This is a genomic window from Pectobacterium colocasium, assembly GCF_020181655.1.
Lineage (GTDB): Bacteria > Pseudomonadota > Gammaproteobacteria > Enterobacterales > Enterobacteriaceae > Pectobacterium > Pectobacterium colocasium.
Genome location: NZ_CP084032.1, coordinates 3,732,290 through 3,745,239, shown reverse-complemented (window position 1 = coordinate 3,745,239; position 12,950 = coordinate 3,732,290). Strand labels below are relative to the sequence as shown.

The 12,950-nt window shown below is 55.1% G+C and carries 13 protein-coding genes; 6 read left to right on the top strand and 7 right to left on the bottom strand.

Features of this window, described 5'->3' with window-relative positions:
- Positions 1-18: 18 nt before the first annotated feature.
- From proX to proV, 3 genes are all read right to left on the bottom strand, one after another.
- Entirely contained in the window at positions 19-1,023 is a 1,005-nt protein-coding gene (gene proX, locus LCF41_RS16975) for a glycine betaine/L-proline ABC transporter substrate-binding protein ProX (protein WP_225088210.1), read from the bottom strand.
- Between the two features lie 126 nt (positions 1,024-1,149).
- Positions 1,150-2,415 (bottom strand): glycine betaine/L-proline ABC transporter permease ProW, encoded by a 1,266-nt coding sequence (proW, locus tag LCF41_RS16970; RefSeq protein ID WP_225085578.1) that lies wholly within the window; start codon positions 2,413-2,415, stop codon positions 1,150-1,152.
- The gene (proV, locus tag LCF41_RS16965; protein WP_180740705.1) at positions 2,408-3,610 is read right to left on the bottom strand and encodes a glycine betaine/L-proline ABC transporter ATP-binding protein ProV; all 1,203 of its coding nucleotides are present in this window, start codon (positions 3,608-3,610) and stop codon (positions 2,408-2,410) included. Before proV ends, proW begins: the two co-directional genes overlap by 8 nt.
- A gap of 694 nt (positions 3,611-4,304) precedes the next feature.
- Between proV and LCF41_RS16960 the strand changes: the two genes are divergently transcribed.
- Positions 4,305-4,697 (top strand): VOC family protein, encoded by a 393-nt coding sequence (locus LCF41_RS16960; protein WP_225085577.1) that lies wholly within the window; start codon positions 4,305-4,307, stop codon positions 4,695-4,697.
- Positions 4,698-4,736: 39 nt separating this feature from the next.
- Here the strand turns inward: LCF41_RS16960 and hpxZ are convergent, their stop codons facing one another.
- The 4 genes from hpxZ to LCF41_RS16940 are packed head-to-tail and all read right to left on the bottom strand — an operon-like array spanning position 4,737 to position 8,371.
- A complete protein-coding gene (hpxZ, locus tag LCF41_RS16955; RefSeq protein WP_225085576.1) occupies positions 4,737-5,123 on the bottom strand; it encodes an oxalurate catabolism protein HpxZ in 387 nt (128 codons plus the stop codon).
- Complete coding sequence (locus LCF41_RS16950; RefSeq protein ID WP_225085575.1) at positions 5,113-6,531, bottom strand: AtzE family amidohydrolase; 1,419 nt, start codon at positions 6,529-6,531, stop codon at positions 5,113-5,115. The genes hpxZ and LCF41_RS16950 overlap by 11 nt, the downstream gene beginning before the upstream one ends.
- A complete protein-coding gene (gene hpxX / locus LCF41_RS16945) occupies positions 6,528-6,740 on the bottom strand; it encodes an oxalurate catabolism protein HpxX (RefSeq protein ID WP_225085574.1) in 213 nt (70 codons plus the stop codon). Before hpxX ends, LCF41_RS16950 begins: the two co-directional genes overlap by 4 nt.
- Positions 6,741-6,766: 26 nt before the next feature.
- Positions 6,767-8,371, bottom strand: coding sequence for a gamma-glutamyltransferase family protein (locus LCF41_RS16940; RefSeq protein WP_225085573.1), 1,605 nt, complete (start codon positions 8,369-8,371; stop codon positions 6,767-6,769).
- A 198-nt stretch (positions 8,372-8,569) separates the two neighbouring features.
- On the opposite strand from LCF41_RS16940, the gene LCF41_RS16935 reads away from it, so the two are divergent.
- The 5 genes from LCF41_RS16935 (at position 8,570) to LCF41_RS16915 (ending at position 12,928) form a co-directional block, all read left to right on the top strand.
- Positions 8,570-9,409 (top strand): MurR/RpiR family transcriptional regulator, encoded by an 840-nt coding sequence (locus LCF41_RS16935; RefSeq protein ID WP_225085572.1) that lies wholly within the window; start codon positions 8,570-8,572, stop codon positions 9,407-9,409.
- A 678-nt stretch (positions 9,410-10,087) separates the two neighbouring features.
- The gene (locus tag LCF41_RS16930; RefSeq protein ID WP_225088209.1) at positions 10,088-10,873 is read left to right on the top strand and encodes a transporter substrate-binding domain-containing protein; all 786 of its coding nucleotides are present in this window, start codon (positions 10,088-10,090) and stop codon (positions 10,871-10,873) included.
- A gap of 12 nt (positions 10,874-10,885) precedes the next feature.
- On the top strand, positions 10,886-11,551 hold the full coding sequence (locus LCF41_RS16925; protein WP_180740698.1) for an amino acid ABC transporter permease: 666 nt from the start codon (positions 10,886-10,888) through the stop codon (positions 11,549-11,551).
- Positions 11,551-12,204 carry an amino acid ABC transporter permease gene (locus LCF41_RS16920; RefSeq protein WP_180740697.1) on the top strand — a complete coding sequence of 218 codons (654 nt, stop codon included), beginning with the start codon at positions 11,551-11,553 and terminating at the stop codon, positions 12,202-12,204. The genes LCF41_RS16925 and LCF41_RS16920 overlap by 1 nt, the downstream gene beginning before the upstream one ends.
- Positions 12,185-12,928, top strand: a complete 744-nt coding sequence (locus tag LCF41_RS16915; protein WP_225085571.1) for an amino acid ABC transporter ATP-binding protein — start codon at positions 12,185-12,187, stop codon at positions 12,926-12,928. The genes LCF41_RS16920 and LCF41_RS16915 overlap by 20 nt, the downstream gene beginning before the upstream one ends.
- Positions 12,929-12,950 lie beyond the last annotated feature (22 nt).

Sequence of the window (12,950 nt, the reverse complement as noted above, 5' to 3'; positions counted from 1 at the left end):
CGCTCATCTACAAGGTGATTATTTTGCGGCGTCAGCGGCGGTTTTCACCCAGCCGTCAAACAACTGCTGGTGGGCTTTGATCCAGCCATCAACATGACGCTCGATATCCTGTTGTGAACCCTGACCTTCATGCATACGCAGGTTCTGCGCATTCACATCGGCAATCGGCAGTTTCATGATGGCGAACAGCTTCGCGGCTGCCGGGTTTTTCTCTGCCCATGCCTTATTTGCCGCAATTCTCATGTTGTTAACCGGGAAGCCGTAGTCGGCGCCGTTAGGCAACTTGGTGCTGACGCCTTTCATTTCTCCCGGTTGAGAAGAGAACGGTACCTGCAACCACACCACGTCACGTCCCGGCACCAGCACGTCACTCACCCAGTATGGCGTCCAGGTGTAGTACAGGATCGGCTTGCCTTCTTTATAACGGGTGATGGTGTCGGCGATCATCGCAGCATAGTTACCCTGATTATGCTCAACCGTGTTGCTTAAGCCATAGGCAGGAAGGTGGTGATTGATGACCGCTTCGCATCCCCAGCCCGGCGTACAGCCCGTCAGGTCGGCTTTGCCGTCGCCGTTGGTATCAAACAGCTTGGCGATTTTCGGATCTTTTAACTGCGCAATATTGGTGATTTTGTATTTTTCAGCCGTTTTCTTATCGATCAGGTAACCCTGTGCGGCACCGGAGACATATTCACCCTGACGGTAGAACTTCGCATCCCCGCCTGCGGCTTTATATTGGTCGGCATGCAGCGGATCCCAATTCACAGCAATAAATGTCGCATCGCCGGAGGCGATCGACGTGTAGGCCACGTTGTAGTCCACTTCACGGGGAGGCTGCACGTCATAGCCCAGCTTTTCTAACGCGCGGCTGACCAGCAGCGTCTGGAATGTTTCTTCGGAGATGGTACTTTGCACCGGGATAACGGAAATACCTTTCCCCGGTTGTGCGGTGTCAGCAGCGTAAACGTATGTACTCAACAGTGTGGTCGTCAGGGCGGCAGCCCAAAGTGTGGTGTTACGCATCATGATTCCCTCTGTTTTTTATCGTGTGTTGATTCGTGAATGTTGCTAATAAAATGAATATTACGGATAAAACGAATAGTGAATGTCGCCGTTTGTCTGACGCGTGCCAGACAAACGGGACGAGCGTTATGGCTTGATGAAAGGACGGGTCAGCAGGCCAATCGGGCCGCTGGCATACCAGCTTTTGTTGCCCTTGCTGCGGCGATCGCGTCCCAGAGACTGAGTCAGACGGTCAAGAATAATTGCCAGAATAACGATCCCGACACCGCCGACGGCAGCCAGTCCCATATCCAGACGGCCAATGCCGCGCAGTACCATCTGACCCAGACCACCCACGGCGATCATCGAGGCGATCACCACCATCGACAGTGCCAGCATCAGCGTTTGGTTAACGCCTGCCATGATGGTTGGCATCGCCAGCGGAAGCTGAACCTTAAACAGCATCTGACGCGGGCTGGCACCGAAGGATTCCGCGGCTTCGATCAAATCGGCCGGAACCTGACGAATACCCAGAATCGTTAAGCGAATAATCGGCGGCAGGGCAAAGATGATGGTCACTACGACGCCCGGCACGTTACCGATACCGAACAGCATGACGATAGGCACCAGATAGACAAACGCGGGCGTGGTCTGCATGGCATCCAGCAAGGGACGAATAAACTTCGCGGCTCGTTCGCTACGCGCCAGCCAGATCCCCATGGGTAGCCCGATGAGCACACAGAAGAACAGTGCGGTGAGCACCAGAGCCAGCGTGATCATGGCCTGCGACCAGGCGCCAATGGCACCAATGGCGATCAGCGACAGCAGGGTGGCGACCCCCATGCCGAGGCTGGACATCTGCCAGGCAAGCAGCGAAAACACCAGAATGGCGATTGGCGCTGGCATCCCCAGCAGAAATTGCTGGAAGCCGCCCAGAATAAAATCGACCGGGACGCGAACGCCCTGAAAAACAGGCCTGAAGTGCAGCACAAGCCAGTCGATACCGTGGGTGACCCAGTTGTCCAGCGGGATTAGCGTGTCCTTAAACGGATCGAGCAGGTTGAAATGCTCGGGCGTCGCGGGGGCGGCGTTGTTCAGCCAGTCGCTACCGGACTGAGCAGCCTGATGGGCAGCATCGGCGGAACCATCAGGAGCCGGTGCGCTATTCCAGGCATCGCTGCCGTTAGCCGGTGTATCCTGAGCTGGCGCGCTGGTGGACCAGGGATCGCCCTGCGGGGCGCTATCTGCCGTCGCGTTATGTTGGACTGGGGCAGAATCGGCTGGCGCATTCTGCGTGCTGGTTGCCCACGGATCGTTTGGCGTGGTATTGCCCTGTTGAGAGGCCGCGCCTTGATCGGCGGGCTGGTTTTGTGTGGTGGTGGTATCCCACGGGTTTGACGTTGATTTACTCATTGGTCACTCCTTCCTTATCCAGTGCCTGTAGCAACATTCCTTTGGAAATGATGCCAATGTACTCGTGATTTTCGCCGACGACAGGGACGGCACAGGGAGCCTGTGCGACCTGAGAAATCAGCTCGTTGAGTGACATATCTGCGGGCACGGGAGCAGGTTCGGGCAGTAACGCCTGTTCCAGCGGCTGCTGTTCTTTCAGCGCCTGCTTCAGTGAATCAATAGACACAACGCCAATGAAGCGTTTTCCGCCTTCTAGCACATAGCCGTAATCACGGTCTTCGTCCTGAAGGATTTTCAGCGCAGAACGTGGGCCTACGCCGGGGGTTTTACGGATTAGGGTGACCGGGCGGCGACGGGCGATATCTTTGGCGCTAAACACGTGGCTGATATCGACACCGCGGAAAAAGGTGCGCACGTAGTCATTGGCCGGGTTATTCAGGATCTCATCGGGCGTACCGACCTGAATCACTTCACCGCCGTGCATGATGGCAATCCGGTCACCGATGCGCATCGCTTCATCCAGATCGTGCGAGATAAAGACGATAGTGCGTTGATGACGAGACTGGAGTTTGATCAACTCATCCTGCATTTCAGTACGGATCAGCGGATCGAGTGCGGAGAATGCCTCATCCATCAGCAGGATATCGGGGTCGTTCGCTAATGCGCGAGCCAGGCCGACACGCTGGCGCATCCCGCCTGATAACTCATCCGGGTAAGACGCGGCGTAGGCTTCAAGACCGACCTGCTGTAAGGCATCCAGTGCTTTTTGCTCACGCTCTGCTTTCGGCACGCCAGCGAGCTCCATACCAAACGCGGTGTTGCTGAGAATATTCAGGTGCGGCATTAGCGCAAAGGACTGGAACACCATACTGATCTTCTTGCGGCGCACGTCGCGCAGCGCGGTATCGGATATTTTAGCGATATCCTCACCGTCGATCAGCACCTGACCCCGAGTGGGTTCTATCAGACGATTGAGAAGGCGTACCATGGTGGATTTGCCGGAACCGGATAATCCCATGATGACAAATATCTCGCCTTCTTCAATGGCCAGACTGGCATCTTTTACCCCGACAGTAAGCCCTGTTTTTTCAAATACCTGATCCTTGCTCAGGCCTTTATCAATCAGTTTAAATGCTCTGTCTGGGTGCTCGCCAAATATCTTATAAAGATTCTTTACTTCAAGTTTAATTGCCATGAAATTATTGTTTTCCTGTGTCGTTTATAATTCTATAACGTAGCCCTGATAATGATTAAACATAATCTACCCTACCATACTCAGATTCTGAGACAACCCTTTATTGCCTCGGTAGGGGTTCTGGCTGGGCTAATTCTAGCGATATCTGAAGTGCTATTGATGCTGTGTTATCCTCATGATTTACGCGATCTTTATGATTTCTGTTTTGAAGGTAATTATTTTTATAACAGTACGTTACCTGTTAACTTTTACGTGACGTATTCGCGGGGGATATAACCTTTTCTGATTATGGATAAACCGCGATTTATAGTGAATTCCACTAATCGAATAATAGGGTGAATAAATCACTTTTTTTGGCTTGTAGGCACCCAAATAGGCCGACATAAATAGATTTTTTACTTATGATAACTGTCGGTATTTTATACAGTATAGCAAAGATATAATGGGTGAAATGATAGTGTTAATTCTCACCAATAAATGAGAGTGTTCTGAATAATATATTTGTCATATTCAGAGGAAATACAGGGGAAATAAAAGCAGGGTAGTAATGCGGATTTGATAAGCTGTTTTGCCAGCTATCGCGCCTTTCTATTTTGCCGATCGCGATCATGTTATCCATGTGAAAATTATGGTTATAGTGGCTGGTTATCATCCATCACGACTTCATTCATAATGACTATCGAAAGAGGTTAACGTGTTAGATCACCTGAGCATCCCGGTGAGGGATATTGCCCGCAGCCGGCACTTCTATGAAGCGGCACTCAAGCCGTTGGGTTATTGCCTGATTAAGGATATGTCATTCGCCGTCAGTTTTGCGGTAACGGAAGGGTATGGTCAATCAAGCGATCCCGGTGGTGAATTCTGGATTTACCAGTCAAAGGGCGAGCCCTGCCCGGCAGTGCATTTTGCGTTCAGCGCCGCCTCGCGAGAGCGGGTGGAAGCGTTTTTTTCTGCCGCGATAGCGGCGGGAGGCAGAGATAATGGGCCGCCGGGATTACGTCCGAATTATCATCAGAATTATTACGCCGCATTCGTGCACGATCCCGATGGATACAATATTGAAGCGGTCTATCACCGTCAGCCTTGAAGTATCTACTCAGTAACAGGAGGGGGAAATCCCCCTCCATCACTCGCTCATCAGGCTGACGTGGGCGGCGACAATGCGCCAGCCTTCCGGCATTTTTACCCAGGTTTGCATTTGGCGACCAATCTTCGTGCTGCCTGCGCGGGTGAATTCCGTGCTGGCGACAGCCATATCATGTCCGTAGGTCGTGATAACGGTATTACGCAGCGTTCTATCCAGACCGGCAGAGGGGCGAGCGAGGCGAAAGGCGCGAATTTCCTCAATCCCGTACAGGTTTTCTCCCGCGCCATAGCGCACCGTTTTTTCATCGTGCCAGAACAGTTCATCCAGTATCGCAATGTCATTACCGGTTAAGGCTTTTTCGTAGCGATAGAACGCTTCTGTCACGTCGACCAGCACATCCGGCTGGTTAATATCCTCAGGTAACATATTTTCTTTCCTCTACTGTATAGGTGATGCCCTGCTGCTCAAGCGCCCACGCCGTCCGCAAACACAGATCCTCACGCCACGGTGCGGCAATAATCTGCACGCCGATTGGCAGACCGTTTGCGGTCGCCACCGGCACCGTCACGACAGGCAGACCGACGAAAGAGATCGGCTGTGTCAACATGCCCATATTGGCGCGGACGGGCAGGTCGGTATCATTAATGCGCATGGTGTCCTGCCCGATGAGTGTGGCGGAGCAGGGTGTCGCGGGGGCGATCAGCAGGTCGGTGTGTTCAAACAATGCCAGCGCCTGTTGACGAAAAGCGTGACGGAAGCGCTGAGCCTGCACATACCAGGCGGCGGGGATCATCGCACCAGCCAGCAGCCGCTCGCGTGACAGTGGCTCGAAGCGTTCAGGCTGTGTGCGTAAGGCGGGTAGATACTGATTTCCTCCTTCGCTGGCCGACAGAATAAAGGCGGCGCTGCGTGCCAGTGCGGCATCGGTGAGCGTCAGGCTGTTCTGTGCGCCCAGCGCCTGTGCGATCTGACGAACGGCGGCGTTGGCCTCCTCGTTGGCCCATGTGGAGAAATAGCCATCCAGTACCGCGTAGCGCAATCCGTCGCTGCCCGCTTCTAACTGTGTGGCCGTCTGCTGCGTTTCTCGTTCGGCCTGAAAACGGTCTTTCTCATCGCGGCCTTGTAGTGCATCAAACACTAACGCCAGATCGTCTGTACGGCGCGCCAAGGGGCCGATGTGGTCGAGGCTGGCGACAAACGGGTGGCTACCGTGACGCGATAAACGGCCAAATGTTGGCTTCAGTCCGAAAATACCGCATAGCGACGACGGCACACGGATTGAACCGTTGGTGTCGCTACCCAGCGTGAAATTAACCAGTCCCGCCGCTACCGCCGCCGCCGATCCGCCAGACGAGCCGCCAGCGATGCGCTGTGTATCAAGCGGGTTATGCGTAGCGCCGTAATGACTGTTTTCGGTGGTAAAGCCATAGGCGTAGGCATCCATATTCAACATGCCGGACAGCAGCGCGCCCCGGCTGGCAAGCTGGCGGATGGCAAAGGCATCTTGTGTCGCGGGCGGGCGCTGGCTGAGAAGTTCGGCACCTGCTAGCGTGGTTTCACCGCTGACGTCAAACAGATTCTTTACGGCGTAAGGTACACCGGCCAGCGCTGGCAAACTTTCTCCGCGTTGACGGCTAGCATCCAGATGTTCAGCCTCTGCCAGCATGCGTTCGCCGGTGACATGGGTATAGGCATTAATGGTGGGGTTAGCCTGCTCAATGGCGTCCAGCGTCTGTTGTGCAAGCTCCTTCGCGGAGAACGTGCCAGCCTGCAAACCTTGTTGAATCTGTCGGATCGATAACGATGAGGGCGCGCTTCTCGCGTATAAACTCATAGCGTATAAGCTCCTAGCGTATAGACCCCGGCGATCTCCTGATGCTCATCAAGCGGAAAAGCCATCAGTGGCTGCGCCATGGCGTGGATGCGGCTGAACTGCACTAACAGCTCCTGACGTCGTTCCTGACTCAGTTGCAGCGCCAGTAGCGCTTCCATCTGCTGAAGGTAAGCGGCTAACGTGTCGCTATGGATAGCGGTTGTCGTCATGAGGTGTTCTCCCGGTTAATTGATGATTAAAAGCCTGCCGCACTGCCGTTGCTGCGTGGATCGAAAGCCCCTTCCAGCATGCCATTGGTGTGGCGCACGATGGCGCCAGCGTGGCCGACCGTTTCACTAAAGCTGCCCAGCAGCTCGACATCGTGACCAAGCTGGCGCAGGGCATCGATGGTGGCGGGTTTAAAACGATCCTCGAGCTTCAACGTATCGGAGGTTTGTCCCCAGGTTCGACCCAGCAGCCAGCGCGGGGCGGTAATCGCCTGCTGCAGCGGTAGACCCTGCTGGACGTGGCGGATAAAGATGGCCGCCTGCGTCTGTGGCTGTCCGTCTCCGCCCATCGAACCGTAGACCATCGTCCGGCCATCGGACAGGCGTGCGGCGGCAGGGTTTAACGTATGAAAAGGCTGTTTACCCGGTTCTAACGCCAACAGGTGCGCCGGATCGAGGCTGAACGAGGCGCCGCGGTTCTGCCAGAGCACGCCGGTTCCCGGCAAGACAACGCCGCTGCCGAACTCGTGGTAAATACTTTGAATGAAAGAGACGCACAGGCCGCTGCTATCACATACGCCCATCCAGACGGTGTCCCCTGGGCCTTTACCTTCGCCCCACGGGGCGGCGTTGCGGGTATCGATCTGCCGCGCGAGTGCACCGATCGCATCGTTGTCCAGCAGCGTTTGAACGTCCTGCGTCATCATTTTGGGATCGGTAATGAAACGGTCGCGCAAACCAAACGCCAGCTTGGTTGACTCGACAATGCGGTGGATCGTCTGGCTATCGTTCAAATCTTCCATTGCTAAATGGTCGGTCAGGCCGAGAATGGCGAGCGACACCAGACCTTGCGTCGGCGGCGCGAGGTTATAGATGTCACCTTTACTGTGCTTCAGCACCAGCGGCGCTGTCCGTTTGGCGCGGTAATTCGCCAGATCGTCAGCCGTCAGCGGCATACCGATCAGCGCCATCTGTTTCGATAGTCGGGCAGCGACGGAGCCGCGATAAAAACTGTCCAGTCCTTCAATGCTGAGTGTCGTCAGGGTATCGGCTAAATCTGGCTGTGTGAAACGGCTGCCCGCGCGTGGGACATTCCCCTGCGGCATAAAAATCTGGCTAAAGGCTGGGAAATCACTCAGTTCGTGATAGCGCTGGGTGAGTGCATCTTCCTGTGATTGGGTGACGGGAATACCGTCAGCCGCGTAGCGAATGGCGTCAGATAACAGGCGGGCGAGCGGAATCGGGGAACTGTCCATTTCTTGTGAATAGGTGAGTTCTTGTGAGTAGGCCAGCGCTTCCTGCCAGCCGCCGACGGTGCCCGCGACGGTCAGTGCCGCTTTAGGTCCACGATGCGGAATGCGGCTTTCGCCCTGATAGTATTCACGGCAGGCCAGCGACCCGGCGGCACCGCTGGCATCAATGGCGATCGGTTCGCCGTGTGGTGGAACAATCAGCCAGAAACCGTCTCCGCCGATGCCGTTCATATGCGGGTACACTACCGCAATGGTTGCCGCCGCTGCGACCATGGCTTCAATGGCGTTTCCGCCTTCACGCAGAACCGCCAACGCGCTGGCACTGGCTAAATGATGAGGTGCCACCGCCATGCCCAGCGGGGCGGTATTGCTTTGCATCATTTCAGGATTCCTTTTGTATGTAGGGTAAGTGTGAATTGCTCCATTAACCCTAGCTATAAGCAAACGGCGTTCCAGTTTTTCGGGTGATGAAAAGTCGGTATGCGTGCCCGGAGGGAGAATCTGTATCATCCCGACAATCCTGTGCTATGTTCTGCGACATGAAACAAACGTTACAGTAAGTGCAATGGGTGAGAGACGATGATGCAAATAGATGAACGATTACGGGATCGCTATGGCGAACTTTCACCGCAGGAACAGCGCGTCGCGGATTTCATCTTCGATCACTTTGACGATCTGATTAGCTACAACAGCGCCGAGCTGGCGCGGCTGAGCGGTGTCTCCAAAGCGACCGTCAGCCGGTTATTTAAACGGTTGGGTTACCCCAGCTACCGCGACATGCGCGATGAGCTCAGAACGCTGCGCCAGAGCGGGATGCCGCTGACGGATAACCGCGATGCCGTGCAGGGCAATACGCTGCTAGCGCGGCATTACAAACAGGAAATGGCAAACCTGACGCAGTGGATCAACCAGATTGACCCGGTACAGTTCGGTGCGGTGATTCAGGCGCTGATGCAGGCGCAGCGCCTATGCCTGATTGGGCTGCGCAATAGCTATCCGGTGGCGCTGCACCTGCGTCAACAACTGCTCCAGATTCGTCAACATGTCACCCTGCTGGCGCAGCCGGGGCAGACGCTATCCGAAGAGTTGGTCGATCTCACTGCACAGGATGTCGTCATTGTGGTGGCCTTTCGCCGTCGCCCGCGCCTGATTCAGCCGCTGCTGGCGCAACTGCAAAAACGCGGCGTGCCTGTGCTGCTGCTGTGTGAACCACAAGCCAGTGCGCTGATGTCGCTGGCAACCTGGTCATTGTGCGTCCCGTTGGACAGCGTCTCGGCATTCGACAGCTATTCCTCTGCCATGAGTCTGGTGAACGTGATCAGCAACGCGTTATTACATGAAATGCTGCGTGACGGACGCCAGCGTATTCACCAGATCGCGGATCTTTATGGTGAACTGGAGGAGCTTGAGCAACGTTAATGGGGCGTTAATTTGGTGCTATTGCACTGTTGTGGTGCGCATGAGTTGGCTGCTATATAGCTATGCGGATCGTTTCGGGCGTGATAGCACTGGATTATTTTTGTGACGCAGCGCTGTGGATTGTTTCTCGTTGTTATCTGTTCATAGGCGTAAAAAATTATGATGAGAAACGTTGGGCATCCCGAATGAGCAGCATGGACGCTGCGAAAGCCTGTGCCGCGTCGGACAAAAACGTCACGACGTTTTTGAACAGCACTTGTGCTGACCCGAAGGGCGAGTCCCATTTATGGGGCGAGTAATCGCGTCACAGGCGGTTCGACAGGATGACACGCGTTTCGAATGTACCGCGTAGCGGCATAATTCACGCCGAAAGCCAGGGTTCGTAGGGCTGCGGCGACTGAGCAGTCCTACGTCGGGCGTGGTGTATGAGTTGCATAAATGATCTCTCTGTAATCACGCCCGAAATTGTTCTTCAATATTCCATATCCACAGCTATGCCATATTCCAGCACGATTCTCTGACCTTCTACGTTGTTCCTCACAGTCAAGGGTAACCACGTGATCTGGCATGCTCCTTGCTTAATATCTGTAACGATAGTTTCAGTATTTGTTTTTAAAGAATCTTTCGTTTCAATTACACTAACCGGGGGCAGAGACGATGTTGATCAATAAACTGGGCATCAAAAAAGGGTTACTGGCAGTGATGGGCGCGGCAATGTTACTGGTTCAAGCCGGTAGCGCAATGGCCGATCAGTTGCAGGATATCGAGAAGCGCGGCGTGCTGCGTGTCGCGGTGCCGCAGGACTTCCCACCGTTTGGATCGGTAGGGACAGATCTGCAACCGCAGGGGTATGACATCGATATCGCCCGCTATCTGGCGAAAGAGATGAAACTAAAGTTGCAATTGGTTCCTGTCACCAGCGCCAACCGCGTACCGTATCTGCAAACCAACAAAGTTGATCTGGTGATCTCCAGCCTGGGCAAAAACGCCGAGCGCGAAAAAGTGATCGATTTCAGTCGCGCTTATGCGCCGTTCTTTCTGGGCGTATTCGGGCCAAAAGACAGCACGCTGACATCGTCTGACGCGCTGGAAGGTAAGAGCATCGGCGTGACGCGCGGTGCGGTAGAAGACATGGTGCTGACGGATATCGCGCCGAAGGCTGCCCAGATTAAGCGCTACGAAGATAACAACACGACGCTGTCGGCGTACCTGTCAGGTCAGGTGGAATATGTCGCCACCGGTAACCTGGTGGTTGCCGCCATCGCCGAGCGGAACCCAACGAAAGCACCGGTGGCGAAGTTTATGCTGAAAGATTCGCCGTGCTACATCGGGCTGAAAAAAGACGAGCCAGCGCTGAAAGCAAAAATCGATGCGTTGATCGAACAAGCGCTGAAAGACGACACGCTTAATAGCCTGTCAGAAAAATGGCTGAAAGCGCCGCTGCCAGCCAGCATCAAAGCGTAACGGGAGCACGCCATGACCTATCAGCTTAATTTTTCCGCGCTGTTGCCATTCTGGCCTGAGCTGCTGGCGGGGTTGTGGGTCACCATTGAGCTGACGGTAATGGCAACCCTTGGCGGCATTGCCATCGGTATCTGTGGTGCGGCCTTGCGCAGCGGCAAGCCCACCCTGCTGAGTCGGCTGTGGGGAGTCTATGTCGAGCTGATCCGCAATACGCCGTTTGTGGTGCAGTTGTTCTTTATCGTCTTCGGCTTGCCGAGTCTTGGCTGGAAACTCACCGCCGGGCAGGCCGCGCTGTTGGCGATGTTGATTAACCTCGGTGCGTACAGTACCGAGATTATCCGTGCGGGGATTCAGGTGACGCCGAAAGGCCAGTGGGAAGCCGCCCGTGTGTTGGGGCTGACGCGTGTGCAGACGTTTCTGCGCGTGATTCTGCCGCCTGCGCTCCAGCGGATTTATCCGGCGCTGGTCAGCCAATGCATCATCGTCATGCTGGGGTCGTCAGTGGTATCGCAGGTGTCTTATGAAGAACTGACCTTTGCCGCCAACCTGATTCAGTCCCGTACTTTTCTGAGTTTTGAAGTGTATCTGGCGACCACGCTGTGTTATCTGGCGCTGTCTGTCCTGATGCGGCAACTCTTGCTGCTGGCGGGACGGCGTTTCTTAGGGAGTCAGTCATAATGGCATTTACCGACTGGGATATTGTGCGCAACCTGCTGCTGGCGGCGCGCTGGACACTGTTGCTGTCGCTGACGGCCTTCATCGGCGGTGCGCTGGTGACGTTTCCGCTGATGCTGCTGCGGTTGACCAAACGCAAGTGGCCGACGCGCTTTGTTCAACTGTATTCCGAACTGTTTCAGGGGACACCGCTGCTGATGCAACTGTTCCTCGCCTTTTTCGGGCTGGCGCTGTTCGGTATCGATGTCAGCCCGTGGACGGCAGCGGCACTGGCGCTGACGCTATTTACCAGCGCCTTTCTGGTGGATATCTGGTGTGGCAGCGTGGAAGCCTTGCCGAAAGGGCAGTGGGAAGCCTCGCGCTGTCTCGGGCTGGACTTCGGCCAGACGCTCTATCGGGTGATTGCGCCGCAGGCGATGCGTATCGCCATCGCCCCCACGGTAGGGTTTTCCGTACAGGTGATTAAAGGCACCGCGCTGGCGTCAATCATCGGATTTGTCGAGCTGACCAAAGCGGGAACCATGCTGAATAACGTGACCTATCAGCCGTTTAAAGTATTCGGATTGGTGGCGCTGGGCTATTTCCTGATGTGCTATCCGCTCTCTTATTACAGCCGCTATCTGGAGAAGAAATTCAATGCCGCTCATCACCATTAATCAGGTTCAAAAATATTACGGCCAGAACCATGTCCTGAAAGGCGTCGATCTGGATATTGAAATGGGCGAAGTCATCTCGATCATTGGGCGCAGCGGCTCCGGTAAGAGCACGCTCCTGCGCTGTATGAACGGTCTGGAAGGCTATCAGGACGGCAGCATCAAGCTGGGCGGGATGACGGTCACCGACAGGGATTCACAGGCGCGGGAAATCAGCCGCTCGGTCGGGATGGTGTTCCAGAATTTCAATCTGTTCCCGCATATGACGGCGCTGGAAAACGTGATGCTGGCACCGCGCCGCGTGCTGGGGAAAAGCGCGGCGGAATGCCGTGAGCTGGGTGAGAAGATGCTCAACAAGGTTGGGCTGGGTGAGCGCCTTCACTACTATCCTGCCAACCTGTCGGGCGGCCAGCAGCAGCGTGTCGCGATTGCCCGCGCGCTGGCGATGAACCCGAAAGTCCTGCTGTGTGACGAAATAACCTCGGCACTCGATCCTGAATTAGTCGGTGAAGTGCTGAAAGTGCTGGAACAGCTGGCCGCAGAAGGGATGACGTTGATTCTGGTCACGCATGAAATGAATTTTGCTCGTGAAGTGGGTGACCGCGTGGTGTTTATGCATCAGGGCACCGTCTGGGAGCAGGGTGAGAGCAAAACGCTGTTTGCTCACCCGCAAACGCCGGAATTGAAACAGTTTATCGCCTCGGTCCGAGGACTGTCAGAAGCGTAATGAGCCTCTTTGAAAGGGGATG

Bases quoted from the DNA above. Each gene is read 5' to 3' on its own strand.
- proX (WP_225088210.1), bottom strand. From the start codon at position 1,023: ATGCGTAACACCACACTTTGGGCTGCCGCCCTGACGACCACACTGTTG.
- LCF41_RS16935 (WP_225085572.1), top strand. From the start codon at position 8,570: ATGATGCAAATAGATGAACGATTACGGGATCGCTATGGCGAACTTTCA.
- hpxZ (WP_225085576.1), bottom strand. From the start codon at position 5,123: ATGTTACCTGAGGATATTAACCAGCCGGATGTGCTGGTCGACGTGACA.
- LCF41_RS16940 (WP_225085573.1), bottom strand. From the start codon at position 8,371: ATGATGCAAAGCAATACCGCCCCGCTGGGCATGGCGGTGGCACCTCAT.
- proW (WP_225085578.1), bottom strand. From the start codon at position 2,415: ATGAGTAAATCAACGTCAAACCCGTGGGATACCACCACCACACAAAAC.
- LCF41_RS16915 (WP_225085571.1), top strand. From the start codon at position 12,185: ATGCCGCTCATCACCATTAATCAGGTTCAAAAATATTACGGCCAGAAC.
- LCF41_RS16920 (WP_180740697.1), top strand. From the start codon at position 11,551: ATGGCATTTACCGACTGGGATATTGTGCGCAACCTGCTGCTGGCGGCG.
- LCF41_RS16950 (WP_225085575.1), bottom strand. From the start codon at position 6,531: ATGAGTTTATACGCGAGAAGCGCGCCCTCATCGTTATCGATCCGACAG.
- proV (WP_180740705.1), bottom strand. From the start codon at position 3,610: ATGGCAATTAAACTTGAAGTAAAGAATCTTTATAAGATATTTGGCGAG.
- LCF41_RS16925 (WP_180740698.1), top strand. From the start codon at position 10,886: ATGACCTATCAGCTTAATTTTTCCGCGCTGTTGCCATTCTGGCCTGAG.
- hpxX (WP_225085574.1), bottom strand. From the start codon at position 6,740: ATGACGACAACCGCTATCCATAGCGACACGTTAGCCGCTTACCTTCAG.